7 protein-coding genes are annotated in these 14962 nt (G+C 36.3%); all 7 read left to right on the top strand.

The annotated features are described in order from the left end of the window. The first annotated feature begins 111 nt into the window (after nt 1–111). On the top strand, nt 112–3414 hold the full coding sequence (locus tag KXJ69_RS02015) for a VCBS repeat-containing protein (protein WP_219050761.1): 3303 nt from the start codon (nt 112–114) through the stop codon (nt 3412–3414). Nucleotides 3415–3426: 12 nt separating this feature from the next. After that, entirely contained in the window at nt 3427–6765 is a 3339-nt protein-coding gene (locus KXJ69_RS02020) for a VCBS repeat-containing protein (protein WP_219050763.1), read from the top strand. After that, nucleotides 6734–9994, top strand: a complete 3261-nt coding sequence (locus KXJ69_RS02025; protein ID WP_255571154.1) for a CRTAC1 family protein — start codon at nt 6734–6736, stop codon at nt 9992–9994. The genes KXJ69_RS02020 and KXJ69_RS02025 overlap by 32 nt, the downstream gene beginning before the upstream one ends. Then, nucleotides 9987–11309, top strand: a complete 1323-nt coding sequence (locus KXJ69_RS02030; RefSeq protein ID WP_373422831.1) for a vanadium-dependent haloperoxidase — start codon at nt 9987–9989, stop codon at nt 11307–11309. The genes KXJ69_RS02025 and KXJ69_RS02030 overlap by 8 nt, the downstream gene beginning before the upstream one ends. A gap of 91 nt (nt 11310–11400) precedes the next feature. Further along, nucleotides 11401–12294 (top strand): GyrI-like domain-containing protein, encoded by an 894-nt coding sequence (locus tag KXJ69_RS02035; RefSeq protein ID WP_219050767.1) that lies wholly within the window; start codon nt 11401–11403, stop codon nt 12292–12294. 28 nt (nt 12295–12322) lie between these two features. Continuing rightward, complete coding sequence (locus KXJ69_RS02040; RefSeq protein ID WP_219050769.1) at nt 12323–13480, top strand: glycoside hydrolase 100 family protein; 1158 nt, start codon at nt 12323–12325, stop codon at nt 13478–13480. Nucleotides 13481–13636: 156 nt separating this feature from the next. Continuing rightward, nucleotides 13637–14953, top strand: coding sequence for an MFS transporter (locus KXJ69_RS02045; RefSeq protein ID WP_219050770.1), 1317 nt, complete (start codon nt 13637–13639; stop codon nt 14951–14953). Nucleotides 14954–14962: the final 9 nt, after the last annotated feature.

Here is a 14962-nt window from a genome sequence, read left to right on the forward strand (position 1 = left end):
TCCTTAATTTTTCATTAATCTTTTTAATGTTCAATTAATTCAATGATGTTATTCTAAACCATAAATTAGCTTGCTAATTTAACTGCGCAAAATACCTCTCAAAATTTAGGCATGACCACTCAAAAAATTCTGCTTTTTATTTTACTATTTGTCATATTTGGGTGTTCAAAAAAAGAAAACACACTTTTTGTATCACTATCACCAAGTAAAACAGGTATTAATTTTGAGAACAAGATTGAATCTTCAGTAAATCTCAATATTCTCAATTATATCTATTATTATAATGGTGCTGGTGTTGCTTCGGCAGATTTTAATAATGATGGTCTTATAGACCTTTATTTTACCGCAAATCAATCGGATGATAAATTATTTCTTAACAAAGGTGATTTTCAGTTTGAAGATATTTCAAAAGAAGCAGGTATCAATAACGAAAAAGGATGGACCAACGGTGTCTCTATCGTAGATATTAACCAAGATGGATGGATGGACATCTATATTTGCAAAACCGGAAATTATCTCAATGTAAAAGGTCATAATCTATTATTTATTAACCAAGGAATCTCTAATAATGGGCATCCTACTTTTAAAGAAGAAGCAAGTCAATACGGATTAGATTTTATTAGGTTTTCTACCCAAGCTAGTTTTTTTGATTACGATCTGGACGGAGATTTAGATATGTATCTCTTAAACCATAGCACTAACCCTAATCAAAACTATGGAAAAGGCAGTATGCGAAATATCCCCAACAAAGAATCGGGTGATAAACTTTTTGAAAACAAAGACGGTTTATTTGAAGATGTTTCGGAAGTCTCAGGAATATTTCAAAGCAAATTTAGCTATGGACTTGGTGTTTCAGTAAGTGATGTCAATAATGATGGGTTTCCTGATATTTACATTAGCAACGATTTTTTTGAGAATGATTATCTCTACATCAATCAAGGTGATAAAACTTTTAAGGAGGTCATTCATTCAGAAAATTCTCCCATAGGGCACACCACGCATTATTCTATGGGGAATGATATAGCCGATATTAATAATGACGGTTTTACCGATATTATTTCGGTAGATATGCTTCCCGAAGAATTAAAAACCTATAAAACTTCGGGTACCGAATTTAATTACCAAAATTACTCCAACTATGTTAAAAATGGTTATGCCTATCAATTTATGCAGAATACACTGCAACTTAATAATGGTAATGGCAGTTTTAGTGAAACAGGATATCTAAGTGGTATTGCTGCCACCGAATGGTCTTGGAGCCCTTTAATAGCAGATTTTGACAACGACGGACTTCATGATATATACATTACCAACGGAATATTGGGAGCTACAAATGATATGGATTTTATCAACTTTATTGCCAATGATAATATTCAAAAGTCTTTAGGAAAAAATATGTCTGAAAAGGAAATGGAATTCATTAAAAAAATTCCTGAAAAGAAGACGGCCAATTATTTTTTCAGAAATACAAAAAACAATCAATTTGAAGATGTCTCTGAAGCTTGGTCTATAGAAACACCCTCTTTTAGCAATGGAGCTTGTTATGCAGACCTAGACAACGACGGTGATCTGGACCTCATTGTAAATAATGTAAATGAACCTGCTTTCGTTCTAGAAAACAAACAAAACGAATCCCCACAAAAAAGAAATTATCTTAAGGTTACATTTGAAGGAAGCCAAACAAACCGATATGGAATTGGAGCAAAGGTGATTGTCTACAGTGGAAATCAAAAAGTACTAAAAGAGAACTATACCACAAGAGGCTATCTTTCGGCAGTAGCTCCCCAGTTACATTTTGGGATGGACACGATAAAAAAAATAGATTCCATTCATGTTGTTTGGACAAATAAGTCATTTGAAAGTATTAAAAATGTTGAAGCCAATCAAACCCTACAATTTGTTCAGAAAAATGCAAATGGAGATTACTACAGAATTTTCAAATCTCAATCAAACGTTCTGTTAACTCAAGTTGATACCCCCCTGCCCTATTCGCATAAAGAAAACACCAATATTGAATTTAACCGTAATCCACTCATTCCTTTTTCAACTGCTAATGAAGGTCCTGGGGTTTCTGTTGCAGATATTAATAATGATGGTTTGGAGGATATCTTTTTAAGTGGTGCCAAAGGACAGGAATCTCACCTATATCTACAGAATAAGGAAGGAAAATTTGAAATGCAACAAAAGGAATTATTTCAAGAGGATATATTAAACGAAGATGTTTCACATGTTTTCTTTGACGCCAATAATGATGGCTTTAAAGATTTACTAGTGGTTAGTGGAGGTAATGAATTTAGAGAAGGGAAAGCACTTTCGCCAAGATTTTATAGAAATGAAAAAGGCGTTTTTAGAAAGGACTCAACTCAATTTAAAAATGTATTTGTCAATGCTTCTAAGGTCACTACTATCGATTTTGACAATGACTCCTTTTTAGATGTATGCATTACTTCTAATGTGGTTCCACAAAAGTTTGGATACACCCCTAAGCAATATGTATTCAAAAATGATGGAAAGGGTAATTTCGTGGATGTCACCGAACTTTATGGAAACGAATTCATGAACATTGGAAATTGCAACGATATTATTTGGGTAGATCTTAACAACGATACTTTTAAAGATGCCATTGTGGTGGGTGATTGGATGCCTATTTCCGTTTTTATAAATGACGGAAAGAAATTAACCTTGCAAAAAGGTAATGTATTAGACGCCACTAACGGATTTTGGAACACGATCAAAGCTGCCGATTTTGACAATGACGGTGATATTGACTTGGTTGCTGGAAATTGGGGACTTAATTCCCGTTTAAAGGCTTCCCATAAAGAACCAATTACCCTTTATAAAACAGATTTTGACAACAATGGTTTTGAAGAAACAGTGGTCACCTATTTTTATAAAGGAACTGAAACCACAGTAGCCTCAAAGGAGGAATTGTCCAAACAAATGCCTTTTCTGAACAAACAATACTTATCGTTTAATGACTTTGCGAATGCGACTGTGAAAGAAGTTTTTTTAGAAGAAAAACTCAATAATTCGCTTCAAAAAAAGGTGTACGAATTGGCATCTTGTTATTTTGAAAATACTGGGAATAATACCTTCAAAAAACATACTCTTCCTTTTGGTGCGCAAGTCTCATCGGTGAATGATATTTGGGTAGAAGATGTTAATAATGACGGAAATTTAGACCTCCTATTAGTAGGCAATAATTTTGAAATTAGCACACAATTAAGCAGATTAGATGCTTCTAGAGGTGTCTTATTAATTAATGACGGAAAAGCTAATTTTACCGAAAAGAAAGACGAAAAGTTTATGTTGTCAGGTGCATGCCGTAGCATCGAGAAACTAACAATTAAAAGCGAGACGTATTTAATTATCACTCGTAATAATAACACACCATTATTTTTAAAGAAAAATTAATTGAATATCCATATGCAATTTTCAAAAACAATCATAATTGTCTTAGCTCTCATAGTTATAAGTTGTACTACCAACAATGACGAAAAGACTAGTAAAGAAGAGACCACGCCACTTTTTTCATTAGTAGCTTCATCACAATCTAATATTACGTTTACCAACAAGGTTGTAAACCAAAAGGACTTCAATATTTTTAAATATAGAAATTTCTACAACGGTGGTGGTGTTGCTATTGGAGATATCAATAACGATGGTCTGTCTGATATTTTCCTTACCGCCAATATGGAAGAAAATAAATTATACCTCAACAAAGGCAATATGGTTTTTGAGGATATTACTGAAAAAGCTGGAGTAGCTGGAAACAAGCCTTGGTCAACAGGGGTGGTTATGGTAGACATTAATGCCGATGGCCTATTGGATATTTATGTGAGCAATGCTGGAAATATGGAAGGGGAAAATCATAATAACGATTTGTACATCAACAATGGAGACCTCACTTTTACTGAAATGGCCAAGGAATACAATCTTGCCGAAACCGGTTTTACCACTCATGCTTCTTTCTTTGACTATGACCTTGATGGTGACCTAGATGCCTATATTTTGAATAACAGTAATATTCCTGTCAGCAGTTTAGGTTTTGCGCATCAGCGAGATGTAAGAGCTCAAGATTGGAATGTTCCAAAAATGTTTCGAGGTGTGGGAGACATGCTTCTTAGAAATGATAATGGAAAATTTGTAGAGGTGAGTGAAGAAGCTGGTATCTACGGTAGTTTAATTGGGTTTGGACTAGGTGTTATGGTGAGTGATGTAAATAATGACTTATACCCAGATATTTATGTGTCCAACGATTTTTACGAGCGAGATTATTTATACATCAATAATCAAGATGGAACCTTTACAGAAGATATCGAAAATTGGATGTCGCACCTTTGTTTATCAGCTATGGGTGTTGATATGGCAGATATAAACAATGACGGAAATGCCGATATATTTATCACGGATATGCTTCCCGAAGGTGACGAACGGGTAAAATCTGTGATGGAATTTGAAGGCTATAATGTATTTAAACTGAAGCAAGGCAAAGATTTTTATCAGCAGTACATTCAAAACACACTGCAATTGAATAATGGAAACGGTAGCTATTCTGAAATTGCCTATTTCAGTGGAGTTTCGGCCACCGACTGGAGTTGGTCTGGATTGTTATTTGATATGGACAATGACGGATTTCGAGATATTTTTGTGACAAACGGAATCAATCACGACCTCACCGATCTCGATTTTGTCGACTTTTTTGCTAATGAAATTATTCAGGATATGGCGCTCACAGGAAGAAAAGAAGCCATTGACTCCATCATTAATAAAATGCCCGTAGTCCCTATTCCAAATTATGCTTTTAAAAACAATAGGGATTTAACGTTTAGCAATGAAGCAGAGGCTTGGGGACTAGGTGTGCCAAGCATGTCTAATGGTGCAGCCTATGGCGATTTGGATAATGACGGAGATTTAGACTTAGTCGTGAATAATGTAAATATGCAAACGTTTTTATATGAAAACAATTCAGAAAAGGTTTCCAATTACAATCACATCACCTTAAAATTTGAAGGTTCACAAAAAAACCCGTTTGCCGTGGGTACTACTGTTAAAATGTACTACGAAGGAAACGTTGTCCTGCAAGAACTAATCCCTTCGCGAGGGTTTCAGTCTTCAATGGACTACCCAATGACTATTGGCTTAGGAAATACCAAAAAAATTGATTCCATTCGTGTGATTTGGCCAGACCACACCACCTCAAAAATGGAGCAAATTAATGCTAATCAAGTTATTACTTTTAAACATAAAGAGAATATTGGAGTGTTTAAAATTCCGAAAAAAGAAACTCAAAAAACACTTCTAAAAGAAATTCCAAATACGCTATTGACAAAACACAATGAAAACGAATACAACGATTTTGACTATGAAGGGCTTATCTACAAAAAAATATCCCAAGAAGGACCTTGCCTAGCAACTGGGGACATTAATGGAGATGGAAATGAAGATGTGTTTATTGGAGGAGCAAAAGATCAAGCGGGTACCATTTTTATACACAATGGAAATGGAGATTTAAAACCGAAAAAAAGTACTGCCCTTGAAATAGATCGTGCTTTTGAAGATACTGCAGCCTCATTTTTTGATGCCGATGGGGATGGCGATTTGGACTTAATGGTAGGCTCCGGTGGGAATCAAGTTAATGAATCGGCTCGAGAGAGTATTCGGTTGTATTTAAATGATGGCAAAGGCAACTTCACCAAAGGAAGCCTTCCTCAAGTATCCAATATCAATAACATTTCTACAATTGCGGCAAACGATTTTGATAATGACGGCGATATCGATGTATTTGTGGGTTCACGAAGTATTGTTGGGGTGTATGGAATGGATCCTAGTCATATTTTATTACGTAATGAAGGAAATGGCGTCTTTATAAATACTGCGCCAGATATAACGAAAGAGCTAAAACTAAGTGGAATGATTACCGATGCCAAATGGGTGGATATTGACGGCGATTCTCAAAAGGAATTAGTTACCGTTTCAGATTGGGGTGCCCCTTTGGTATATAGAAATATAAATGGGGTTTTAAAGAAACAATCTTCCACACTGGACAATCTTCAAGGATGGTGGAATATTATTCAGCCTGTAGATATTGACGGCGATGGGGACGAAGATTTTATTTTAGGGAACCAAGGGAAAAATCTTCATTACACTCCTTCTTCAGAAAACGTGATGAAACTCTGGGTGAACGACTTTGATAATAACGGAACTTTTGAACAAATTGTTACCCAAACTATTAATGGAAAAGATATGCCTGTGCATCAAAAAAGAGAATTAACCACGCAAATGGTGGCGCTTAAAAAGCAAAATTTAAAAGCTTCAGAATATGCAAAAAAATCCATTCAAGAATTATTTCCGGAAGCCGTATTAAAGAAAACCACCGTAAAACAAGTAACTACTTCCGAAACAATGATAGTCATAAATAATGGTGATGGAACGTTTGCTACCAAACCGCTCCCTGCACGATCACAACTATCTTGCGTATGCGGAATTGCCTGTGCCGATGTCAACAAAGATGGAAAAACGGATATCATTATGGGTGGAAATAATTTTGAATTTAAACCACAATTTTCTCGTCTTGATGCAGATTATGGTAATGTGCTTTTAAATCAAGGCAACTTAGATTTCGAATGGCAAAATTATAATGAAAGCGGATTCTTTATAAAGGAAGAAGTGAAACATATTCAGCCCATAAAAGATAAAAATGGTAATGTGTTTTTTGTAGTCGCTATTAATAATGAAAAACCTCGAGTATTTGCAATTAATTAAAACATACTGGATCCTTACTATTTTTCTACTCTTATTGGCGAGTTGTCAAAAAGAGGAGCAAACGCTATTTTCGTTATTATCTCCCTCAAAATCGGGGGTGACTTTTCAGAATACCATTACTGAAACCGACTCTCTCAACATCCTCGATTACCTCTATTTCTATAATGGAGGCGGAGTTGCTATGGGTGACATTAATAATGATGGTTTACCCGATTTATATTTCTCGTCCAATCAGGAAAAAAATAAACTTTACCTCAACAAAGGGAACTTAACGTTTGAAGATATTACATTAGAAGCAGGCGTTCAAGGAAATAGCACTTGGAATACAGGAACCATCATGGTTGATGTAAATGGTGATGGATGGCTCGATATTTATGTGTTAGCCGTGGTGGGCATTAATGGTTTTGAAGGCCATAATGAATTGTTTATCAATAATAAAGACAATACTTTTTCTGAAGAATCGAAGGCATACGGGCTCGATTTCCAATGCTACGGAACTTCCGCTGCCTTTTTAGATTATGATTTGGATGGCGATATGGACCTCTATATTTTGAACCACGCTGTACATACCGAAGAGTCCTTTGGAAGAGCTCAAATCCGAAACATCCGAAACGAAAAAACAGGTGACAAACTCCTTCGAAATGATGGCGACACTTTTACCGATGTAAGCGAAGAAGCAGGAATTTTTGGGGGCATAAATGGTTACGGTTTAGGAATTTCTGTAGCCGATTTTAACCAAGACGGGTATCCCGATATTTATGTGGGAAATGATTTTCACGAGGACGATTATTTCTATTTAAATAATGGGGATGGCACCTTTACTGAAAGCCTTCGGAAATATTTTGGACATACCAGCCGCTTCTCTATGGGGAATGACGTGGCAGACATCAATAATGACGGTTGGCCAGATTTATTAACGCTGGATATGTTACCAGAAGAGGATAGTGTTATTAAATCCTCTGAGGGAGATGATATGTACCAAACCCTTAAAATGCGTACTCAGCAATACGGATATCATTATCAATATACCCGAAATATGCTTTTTGTAAGTCAGCCAGATGCTCCATATTTAGAAACTGCCTTGTTAAGCAATGTGGCCGCCAGCGATTGGAGTTGGAGTGCACTATTTGGCGATTATGACCAAGACGGGAAACAGGATTTGTTTATCTCCAATGGTATTCCAAAACGACCTAATAACTTAGATTTTATACGCTATATCTCTAATGAAGAGATACATAATAAACTAAATAATTCCCGCCTAGTCGATCAAAAAGCTTTAGAATTAATGCCTTCTGGAAAAGTAGCTAATTACTTTTTCAAAGGAGAAAATGCCTTACAATTTAAAGATGTATCCAAAGATTGGGGAGCTGGACTTCCTTCCATTTCTGGTGCAAGCGCTGTGGGCGATTTGGATAATGATGGCGATTTAGATATCGTTTCGAACAATAGTAATGAACCCGCAAGCATTTATATTAACAACACCAATGGAAATAACTCCTATTTGAAACTTCAATTTCAATATCAAGATAAAAACCCACAAGGCTTCGGAACTAAGGCAATATCATACAAGAATGGTATATTGCAATATAAAGAATTAAATACCGCACGCGGATTTCAAGCCTCGTCGCAACCCATTATTCATTTTGGATTTGGAACTGAAAAGACCATTGATTCGTTAAAGATAATTTGGCCTAATAAAACTCAACAAGTGCTTAAAAATGTTGCCGTTAATCAATTGTTGACCATCAAGCCAGAAAATACAGTTTCGTATTCTTACCAACAAAAAGAAAGGAAGAAACTCTTTACAAAAGTAGAAGGAAATTTAGGGATTCATTACACTCACAAAGAGGACAATCACACCGATTTCAACTACCAGAAACTTATTCCTTATGAAGTGTCGGATAGAGGGCCCGCTGTGGCGATTGGTGATATGAACCGTGACGGGAAAGAAGATATTTTTTTGGGGGGAGCTAGAAATCAGATGTCTGTTATTTATTCCCAATTAGAAGAAAAATTTCAATTAAGAGATGCGCCAAATTTGGCAATGGATAGTATTAGTGAAGCCGTCACTTCCTGTTACCTTAGCCTTGATGGAAATTCACAATTCATAAATTTAGTAGGTAAGGGAGGAAACTTAATATCACCAAGTTTAAAAGTGTTTCAGAATTCCTTACTAACAGAAACCAATGACACACTTTTTATGGAGCGTTCATTCGATAGTACATACTTCAATACTTCAGTCATAAAGGCGATGTATCAAGAACTGGACAAAACAAATGAGATGACACCCATTTTTATTGGAAATCATTCTGCACCCATGGATTTCGGAAAAACCGTTCCGTCTTATATTGTTGGAACTACCCCAAACATGATAGAACTAAAGGATCTTGGCATGGTCACCGATGCACTGTGGGACGACTTTAATGGCGATGGACAAATAGATTTAATTGTCGTTGGCGAATGGATGCCCCCTCGTTTCTATGAATTTAAAAATAACTCTTGGGAAGAAAGCTTTCCCATGCGTGAAAAACTGAACGGTCTTTGGCAAACGATAATTCCATTTGATATGGATGATGATGGAGACCAAGATTATCTTTTAGGAAATTGGGGATTGAACAGCAAGTTTAAAGCCTCCTCAACATTTCCGATGAAAATGTACTACGCCGATTTTGATGAAAATGGAAGTACCGAAACGGTGGTGGCTATTGAAAAGAATGGAAAATACTATCCGCTTTTAGGATTAGATGATCTCGCAGGGCAAATGGTATTCCTTCGTAAGAAATTCAATACCTATAAAGACTTTGCAGGTAAAACCATGGAAGAAGTTTTTGGGGACAAATTGAATAAAGCTACTATTTTTGAAGTTCACACTTTGGCTTCAGGATTTTTGAGAAACAACAAAGGCAGCTTTACTTTTGTATCGTTTGCCAATGAACTTCAAATTTCACCTATAAAAGCCTTTGTGGATTTCGATTTTAATGGAGACGGAAAAACGGAAGTCCTGGCCGGAGGGAATTATTTTGGCGTCATTCCTTTCCATGGAAGGTATGATAGCTTTCCAGGTGCTTTAATTTCTTCAGAAAGTGAAATCACTTTAGGAAGTAGTTTAGGACTCAATTTTACCCAAAAATCTGTTCGACATCTAAAAATAATTTCAATTAAAAATAAACCCTATTTATTAGTCGTAAATAATAATGATAAAGCCGAAGTATATGAAATCAATGAGTAAAATAGTTGCCATTTTGATGGTCCCACTGGTATTATTAGGTTGTAAAAAAGAAGAACCCATTGTAATTACCAGCACCGATTATCAAAATGCCGTTGACAAGGTTACCGAAATCATGGTACACGATATTTTTTCGCCACCTGTAGCTAGTAGAATTTACGCCTATCCCAATATTGCCGCCTATGAGATTATTGCACAGAATAATCCTTCGTATCAATCATTGGCTGGCCAAATAAAGCACCTCTCGCCTATTCCAACAACCGATAATAAAAATGTAAACTATCCCTTGGCAGCATTAATTGCACATATGGATGTAAGCAAAACCGTCATTTTTTCGGAAGAAATGATGGAGCGTTACAGCGATAGTCTTTACAACACATGGAAAGGTCAAAATGAAGCTGTATTTAATGCCTCTAAAGAATATGGTTTACAAGTGGCAGATCACATTAAATCATGGATGGATGGTGATAATTACAAGCAAACACGTACCATGCCTAAGTTTACCATTATCACCGAAGAGCCCTCACGGTGGCAACCCACACCTCCTTCATATATGGATGGTATTGAGCCGCATTGGAATAAAATACGTCCTTTTGTTTTGGATTCGGCTTCTCAATTTAAACCTGTTCCTCCGCCAGCATTTTCCTTAGAAAAAGAAAGTGATTTCTATAAAGAGCTGGAAGAAGTGTATACCATTTCAGAAGAAATTACAAAAGAAGGGGAAGAATCTGAAGGGCTTAAAATTGCACAATTTTGGGATTGCAATCCTTATGTTTCGGTGACACGAGGACACTTAATGTTTGCCACCAAAAAAATTACTCCAGGTGCCCATTGGATGGGGATTGCCGAAATAGCATGTAAAAATACCGAGTCCAGTTTTGAGGATACGGTCTATGCCTATACAAAAACGTCCATAGCCTTATTTGATGGGTTTATTAGCTGCTGGGACGAAAAATATCGAAGCAACCTCATTCGCCCAGAAACATTAATCAATCAGCATATTGATGAAAACTGGAAGCCCATTTTACAAACCCCACCCTTCCCAGAGTATAGTAGTGGACACTCGGTAGTTTCTGGAGCTTCGGCTACGGTATTAACCGATATCTTTGGTGACAATTTTAAGTTTTTAGACGATACCGAACTTCCCTACGGACTTCCAGTGCGTTCGTTTTCTTCATTTAAGGCGGCAGCGCAAGAGGCAGCGATTAGCCGTATGTATGGAGGAATTCATTATCGTGCTGCCGTTGAAAATGGCATCAATCAAGGAGTGCAAGTAGGAAATCTTGTAAATGAAAAACTTAAAATGAAGGTAGAGTAATTATGAAATGCCCTTCAACAAAATTTTCAAACCCTCCGAAGATGAATAAATAGGGCATTCCATCTTCTGAATCGTCAAATATCTAATACAGATGAAAATAATTAAAGGAGTTTTTATTTTTGGAATTCTTGGCTTTCTAATTTGGTACTTCTTTATCAAAGAATATGATTACCAGATAAATTTTGAAACTAAAACCACTATCGGTACAGTAAATCAATCCATTAAATCTTGGAATTCGTCTTTGGAAAACCCCCAGCCTATTCAACAAATTAACGAAGCGGAACTTCTTCAAACTATAAGGCGAAACGATTCCACCTATACGTATTTATGGAAACTGAAAAACGTAAACGATAGTACCGTTAAGGTTTCAGCATTTGTAAAAAACGAAGCGCATACCTTTAAAAACAGAGTCCTTATCCCCTTTTCGGAACCTATTCTCGAAAAAACAGCGAAACAAACTGCGAAAGCATTTTTGGAATCGCTTCAAAATCATTTAAAAGAAATAAGAATAAAGATTGAAGGAATAGAAGATTCCCCCAGTAGTTATGCTGCTTATGTTTCGGTCGATTGTCTTCAAATTGAAAAAGCCAGGGGTATGATGGCGAATTTCAGTCTGCTTTCTTCTTTTATTGATGAAAATAATCTCGAAGCCAATGGGCGTCCTTTTCTTGAAATCACCTCTTGGAATAGAGAGAAAGATAGTATTTCCTATCATTTTTGCTTTCCGTTTAAAAAAACCGATTCTGTAAGAGGGAATGCATTTATTTCCATTAAAGAGTTTCCTTCAAAAAAGAGTATGAAGGCGGTTTATAATGGAAATTATATTACTTCCGATAGAGCATGGTATGCTTTAGAAAAATATGCCAAAAACAAGAATCTCGAAGTAAGTATGCTTCCGATAGAAGTATTCCACAACAATCCCAATATGGGAGGGGACGAATTGCAATGGAAAACCGATGTTTACCTTCCCATAAAAGAAGATTAATTGTAACTTCGTATACTAATTTCAATCCATGCAATTTTCCGATCTCTATACACAAGCGGTATCGTTATTACATAACCTAACCACCCCTAATGGAATTTTGGCTAGCACTATTGAAGCCGATAATTACAAGCGCATTTGGGCACGAGACAGTATGGTTTGTGGTATTGCTGGACTATGGATTAAGGATGAAATAGTTATTGAAGGATTAAAAAATTCATTACTTATTTTGGCTAAAAGTCAGAATGAACTAGGAATGATTCCTTCCAATGTGTTGCCCAACGGAACGGATGCCTCCTTTGGAAGCTTAGTGGGGCGAATAGATGCTAATACCTGGTTTATGGTAGGGGCTTGTTTATATTTTAAAGAAACCAAAGATGAAGCAGCTTGGCAACTTTTAAAACCTGCCATTGAAAAATGTCGCATTTTCTTAAAAGCTTCCGAATTCAATACTAAAGGGTGGATTTACACACCTCTAAGTGGGAATTGGGCCGACGAATATCCCATACACGGATATACCCTGTATGATAATATGCTGAGGCTTTGGAGCGAAAAACTATTCTTGGAGATTGAAGGAAAAAGTACCACAGAATGTGAGGCTATTTTAAAAAAAACAGAAGCCAATTTTTGGCCTTCTGAAACTATTGAAGACAAGCTCATCTATCAAAAGCCTGCTCTTCAAAAAGCGCAACAGAAAAAGCAAAACCACTTTGGCGCTTTTATTTTGCCAGGAAAATACGACTTGCGATTTGATGCCGCTGCCAATGCTTTAGCGCTGCTTCAGTTTCAATTGAATAATACTCAAAAAGATGCTCTTTCAACTTTCATAGAAACACTTCCCAATAATTTAATTCCTGCTTTTTGGCCTGTCGTTACAAAAGAAAATGACGATTGGAATTTACTAGAAGGAAATTATTCTTTCAGTTTTAAAAATCATCCTGGCGATTTTCATAATGGTGGCATTTGGCCTGTATGGATGGGACTATTTTGTTTAGGACTTTCAAAAAATGGAATGAAAAAAGAAGCTCAAAAGATTGTTTCTGCATTTACCGAAACAGTTTTAGAAAATAAAGCTTGGGATTTTCAAGAATATTTCAACTCCAAAACTTTAAAAGTTGGAGGGAAAACGCAAATGGGTTATACGGCATCAGGCATTGTCTTTATGAATTTGGCAATAAACAACGAATAATAATCACACTTTGTCTATTTCGATAACGTTTTCGTTGCCATATTCCTAATTTACCCTTTTAAAAAATCTTTTTTTCTTAAAAATTGTAGATATTACAGTGTTATTTGCTAAGGTTTGGCAGTAACATAAAACTAACGACTCATAAATTCTTCCTTTATGTCTAAAAAACCAAGTTTATCCTTTTGGCAAATTCTAAATATGAATGTTGGATTTTTAGGAATCCAATATAGTTTTGGGCTTCAGCAAACTGCCATAAACCCTATATTTTTATACCTAGGAGCACCAGAAGAAATGCTTCCTATTTTAAATATTGCGGGGCCTGTTACAGGTTTAATAGTGCAACCAATCATTGGAGCCATGTCTGATAAAACTTGGTCCTCTCGTTGGGGAAGACGCAAGCCTTATTTTTTAATAGGCGCGCTCATGGGAAGTATATGTTTGTTCGCATTCCCGCATAGTCCATTGTTATGGTTTGCTGTTGGATTATTATGGATTTTGGATGTGGGTAATAATATGGCAATGGAGCCGTATCGCGCTTTTGTAGGAGATAAACTACCTGAAAAGCAATTGAGCTTAGGATACCAAATGCAAAGTTTATTTGTAGGTGCTGGAATTCTTTTGGCTAATGGATCTATCGTCCTGTTTCAATATTTGTTTGGCGATGAAACAGTAGAGGTTGCGGGAACCATTCCGCAATGGATTTATTATTCCTTTTATATTGGTGCATTTCTTTCGTTAACCACCATTTTATGGTCTGTGATCAAAACACCGGAGATTCCTCCAACTGATGATGAAATGGATGAAATCAACAAAATTAAAGCACTACCCTTTCTTCAAAAAGCGGGGAAACCCTTTGTGGAAATTTGGGATGCCATTAAAGAAATGCCCAAATTTATGTGGAAAATTGGTGCCGTATACCTATTTCAATGGTATGCGCTTTTTATTTATTGGCAGTTTACGACACCCCTTTTCATGAAAACATTTAATTATTCTACTTCTGAAGCAGCTTCCCAAGCCGCCAAAATGAGTCTCACCTATAACACGGTGACGATGATAGTGGCGCTTATGTTGGTACCGTTAACTCTCAAGTTTGGAGGTAAAAAGATATATGCTTTAAGTTTATTGGGTACCGCCGCGGCATTGTTTTCGATTCCATATATCGCAGACCCTAATTTGGTCTTAATCCCAATGGTGTTATTTGGTATAGGCTGGGCTGCTATGATGGGAATTCCCTATACCATGGTTTCCAAAGTTGTGCCGCAAGAAAGAAGAGGGGTCTATATGGGAATTTTAAACATGATGATTGTCATTCCCATGTTTATACAAACTCTAAGTTTCGGTCCTATTTATAAATATTTATTAGGTAACAATGCCATCAACGCCATACTCTTTGCAGGAGTCTTTTTTGCCATCGCAGCCTTTTTAGCCATGCGACTTAACATTACCAAATCGGTTTACGAAGAGGAATCTTAATACTAACTT

Origin of the sequence: Halomarinibacterium sedimenti, from assembly GCF_019312585.1 — a bacterium.
In the GTDB taxonomy this organism is placed as follows: Bacteria; Bacteroidota; Bacteroidia; order Flavobacteriales; family Flavobacteriaceae; genus Halomarinibacterium; species Halomarinibacterium sedimenti.

Bases quoted from the DNA above. Each gene is read 5' to 3' on its own strand.
- KXJ69_RS02015 (WP_219050761.1), top strand. From the start codon at position 112: ATGACCACTCAAAAAATTCTGCTTTTTATTTTACTATTTGTCATATTT.
- KXJ69_RS02020 (WP_219050763.1), top strand. From the start codon at position 3,427: ATGCAATTTTCAAAAACAATCATAATTGTCTTAGCTCTCATAGTTATA.
- KXJ69_RS02025 (WP_255571154.1), top strand. From the start codon at position 6,734: ATGAAAAACCTCGAGTATTTGCAATTAATTAAAACATACTGGATCCTT.
- KXJ69_RS02030 (WP_373422831.1), top strand. From the start codon at position 9,987: ATGAGTAAAATAGTTGCCATTTTGATGGTCCCACTGGTATTATTAGGT.
- KXJ69_RS02035 (WP_219050767.1), top strand. From the start codon at position 11,401: ATGAAAATAATTAAAGGAGTTTTTATTTTTGGAATTCTTGGCTTTCTA.
- KXJ69_RS02040 (WP_219050769.1), top strand. From the start codon at position 12,323: ATGCAATTTTCCGATCTCTATACACAAGCGGTATCGTTATTACATAAC.
- KXJ69_RS02045 (WP_219050770.1), top strand. From the start codon at position 13,637: ATGTCTAAAAAACCAAGTTTATCCTTTTGGCAAATTCTAAATATGAAT.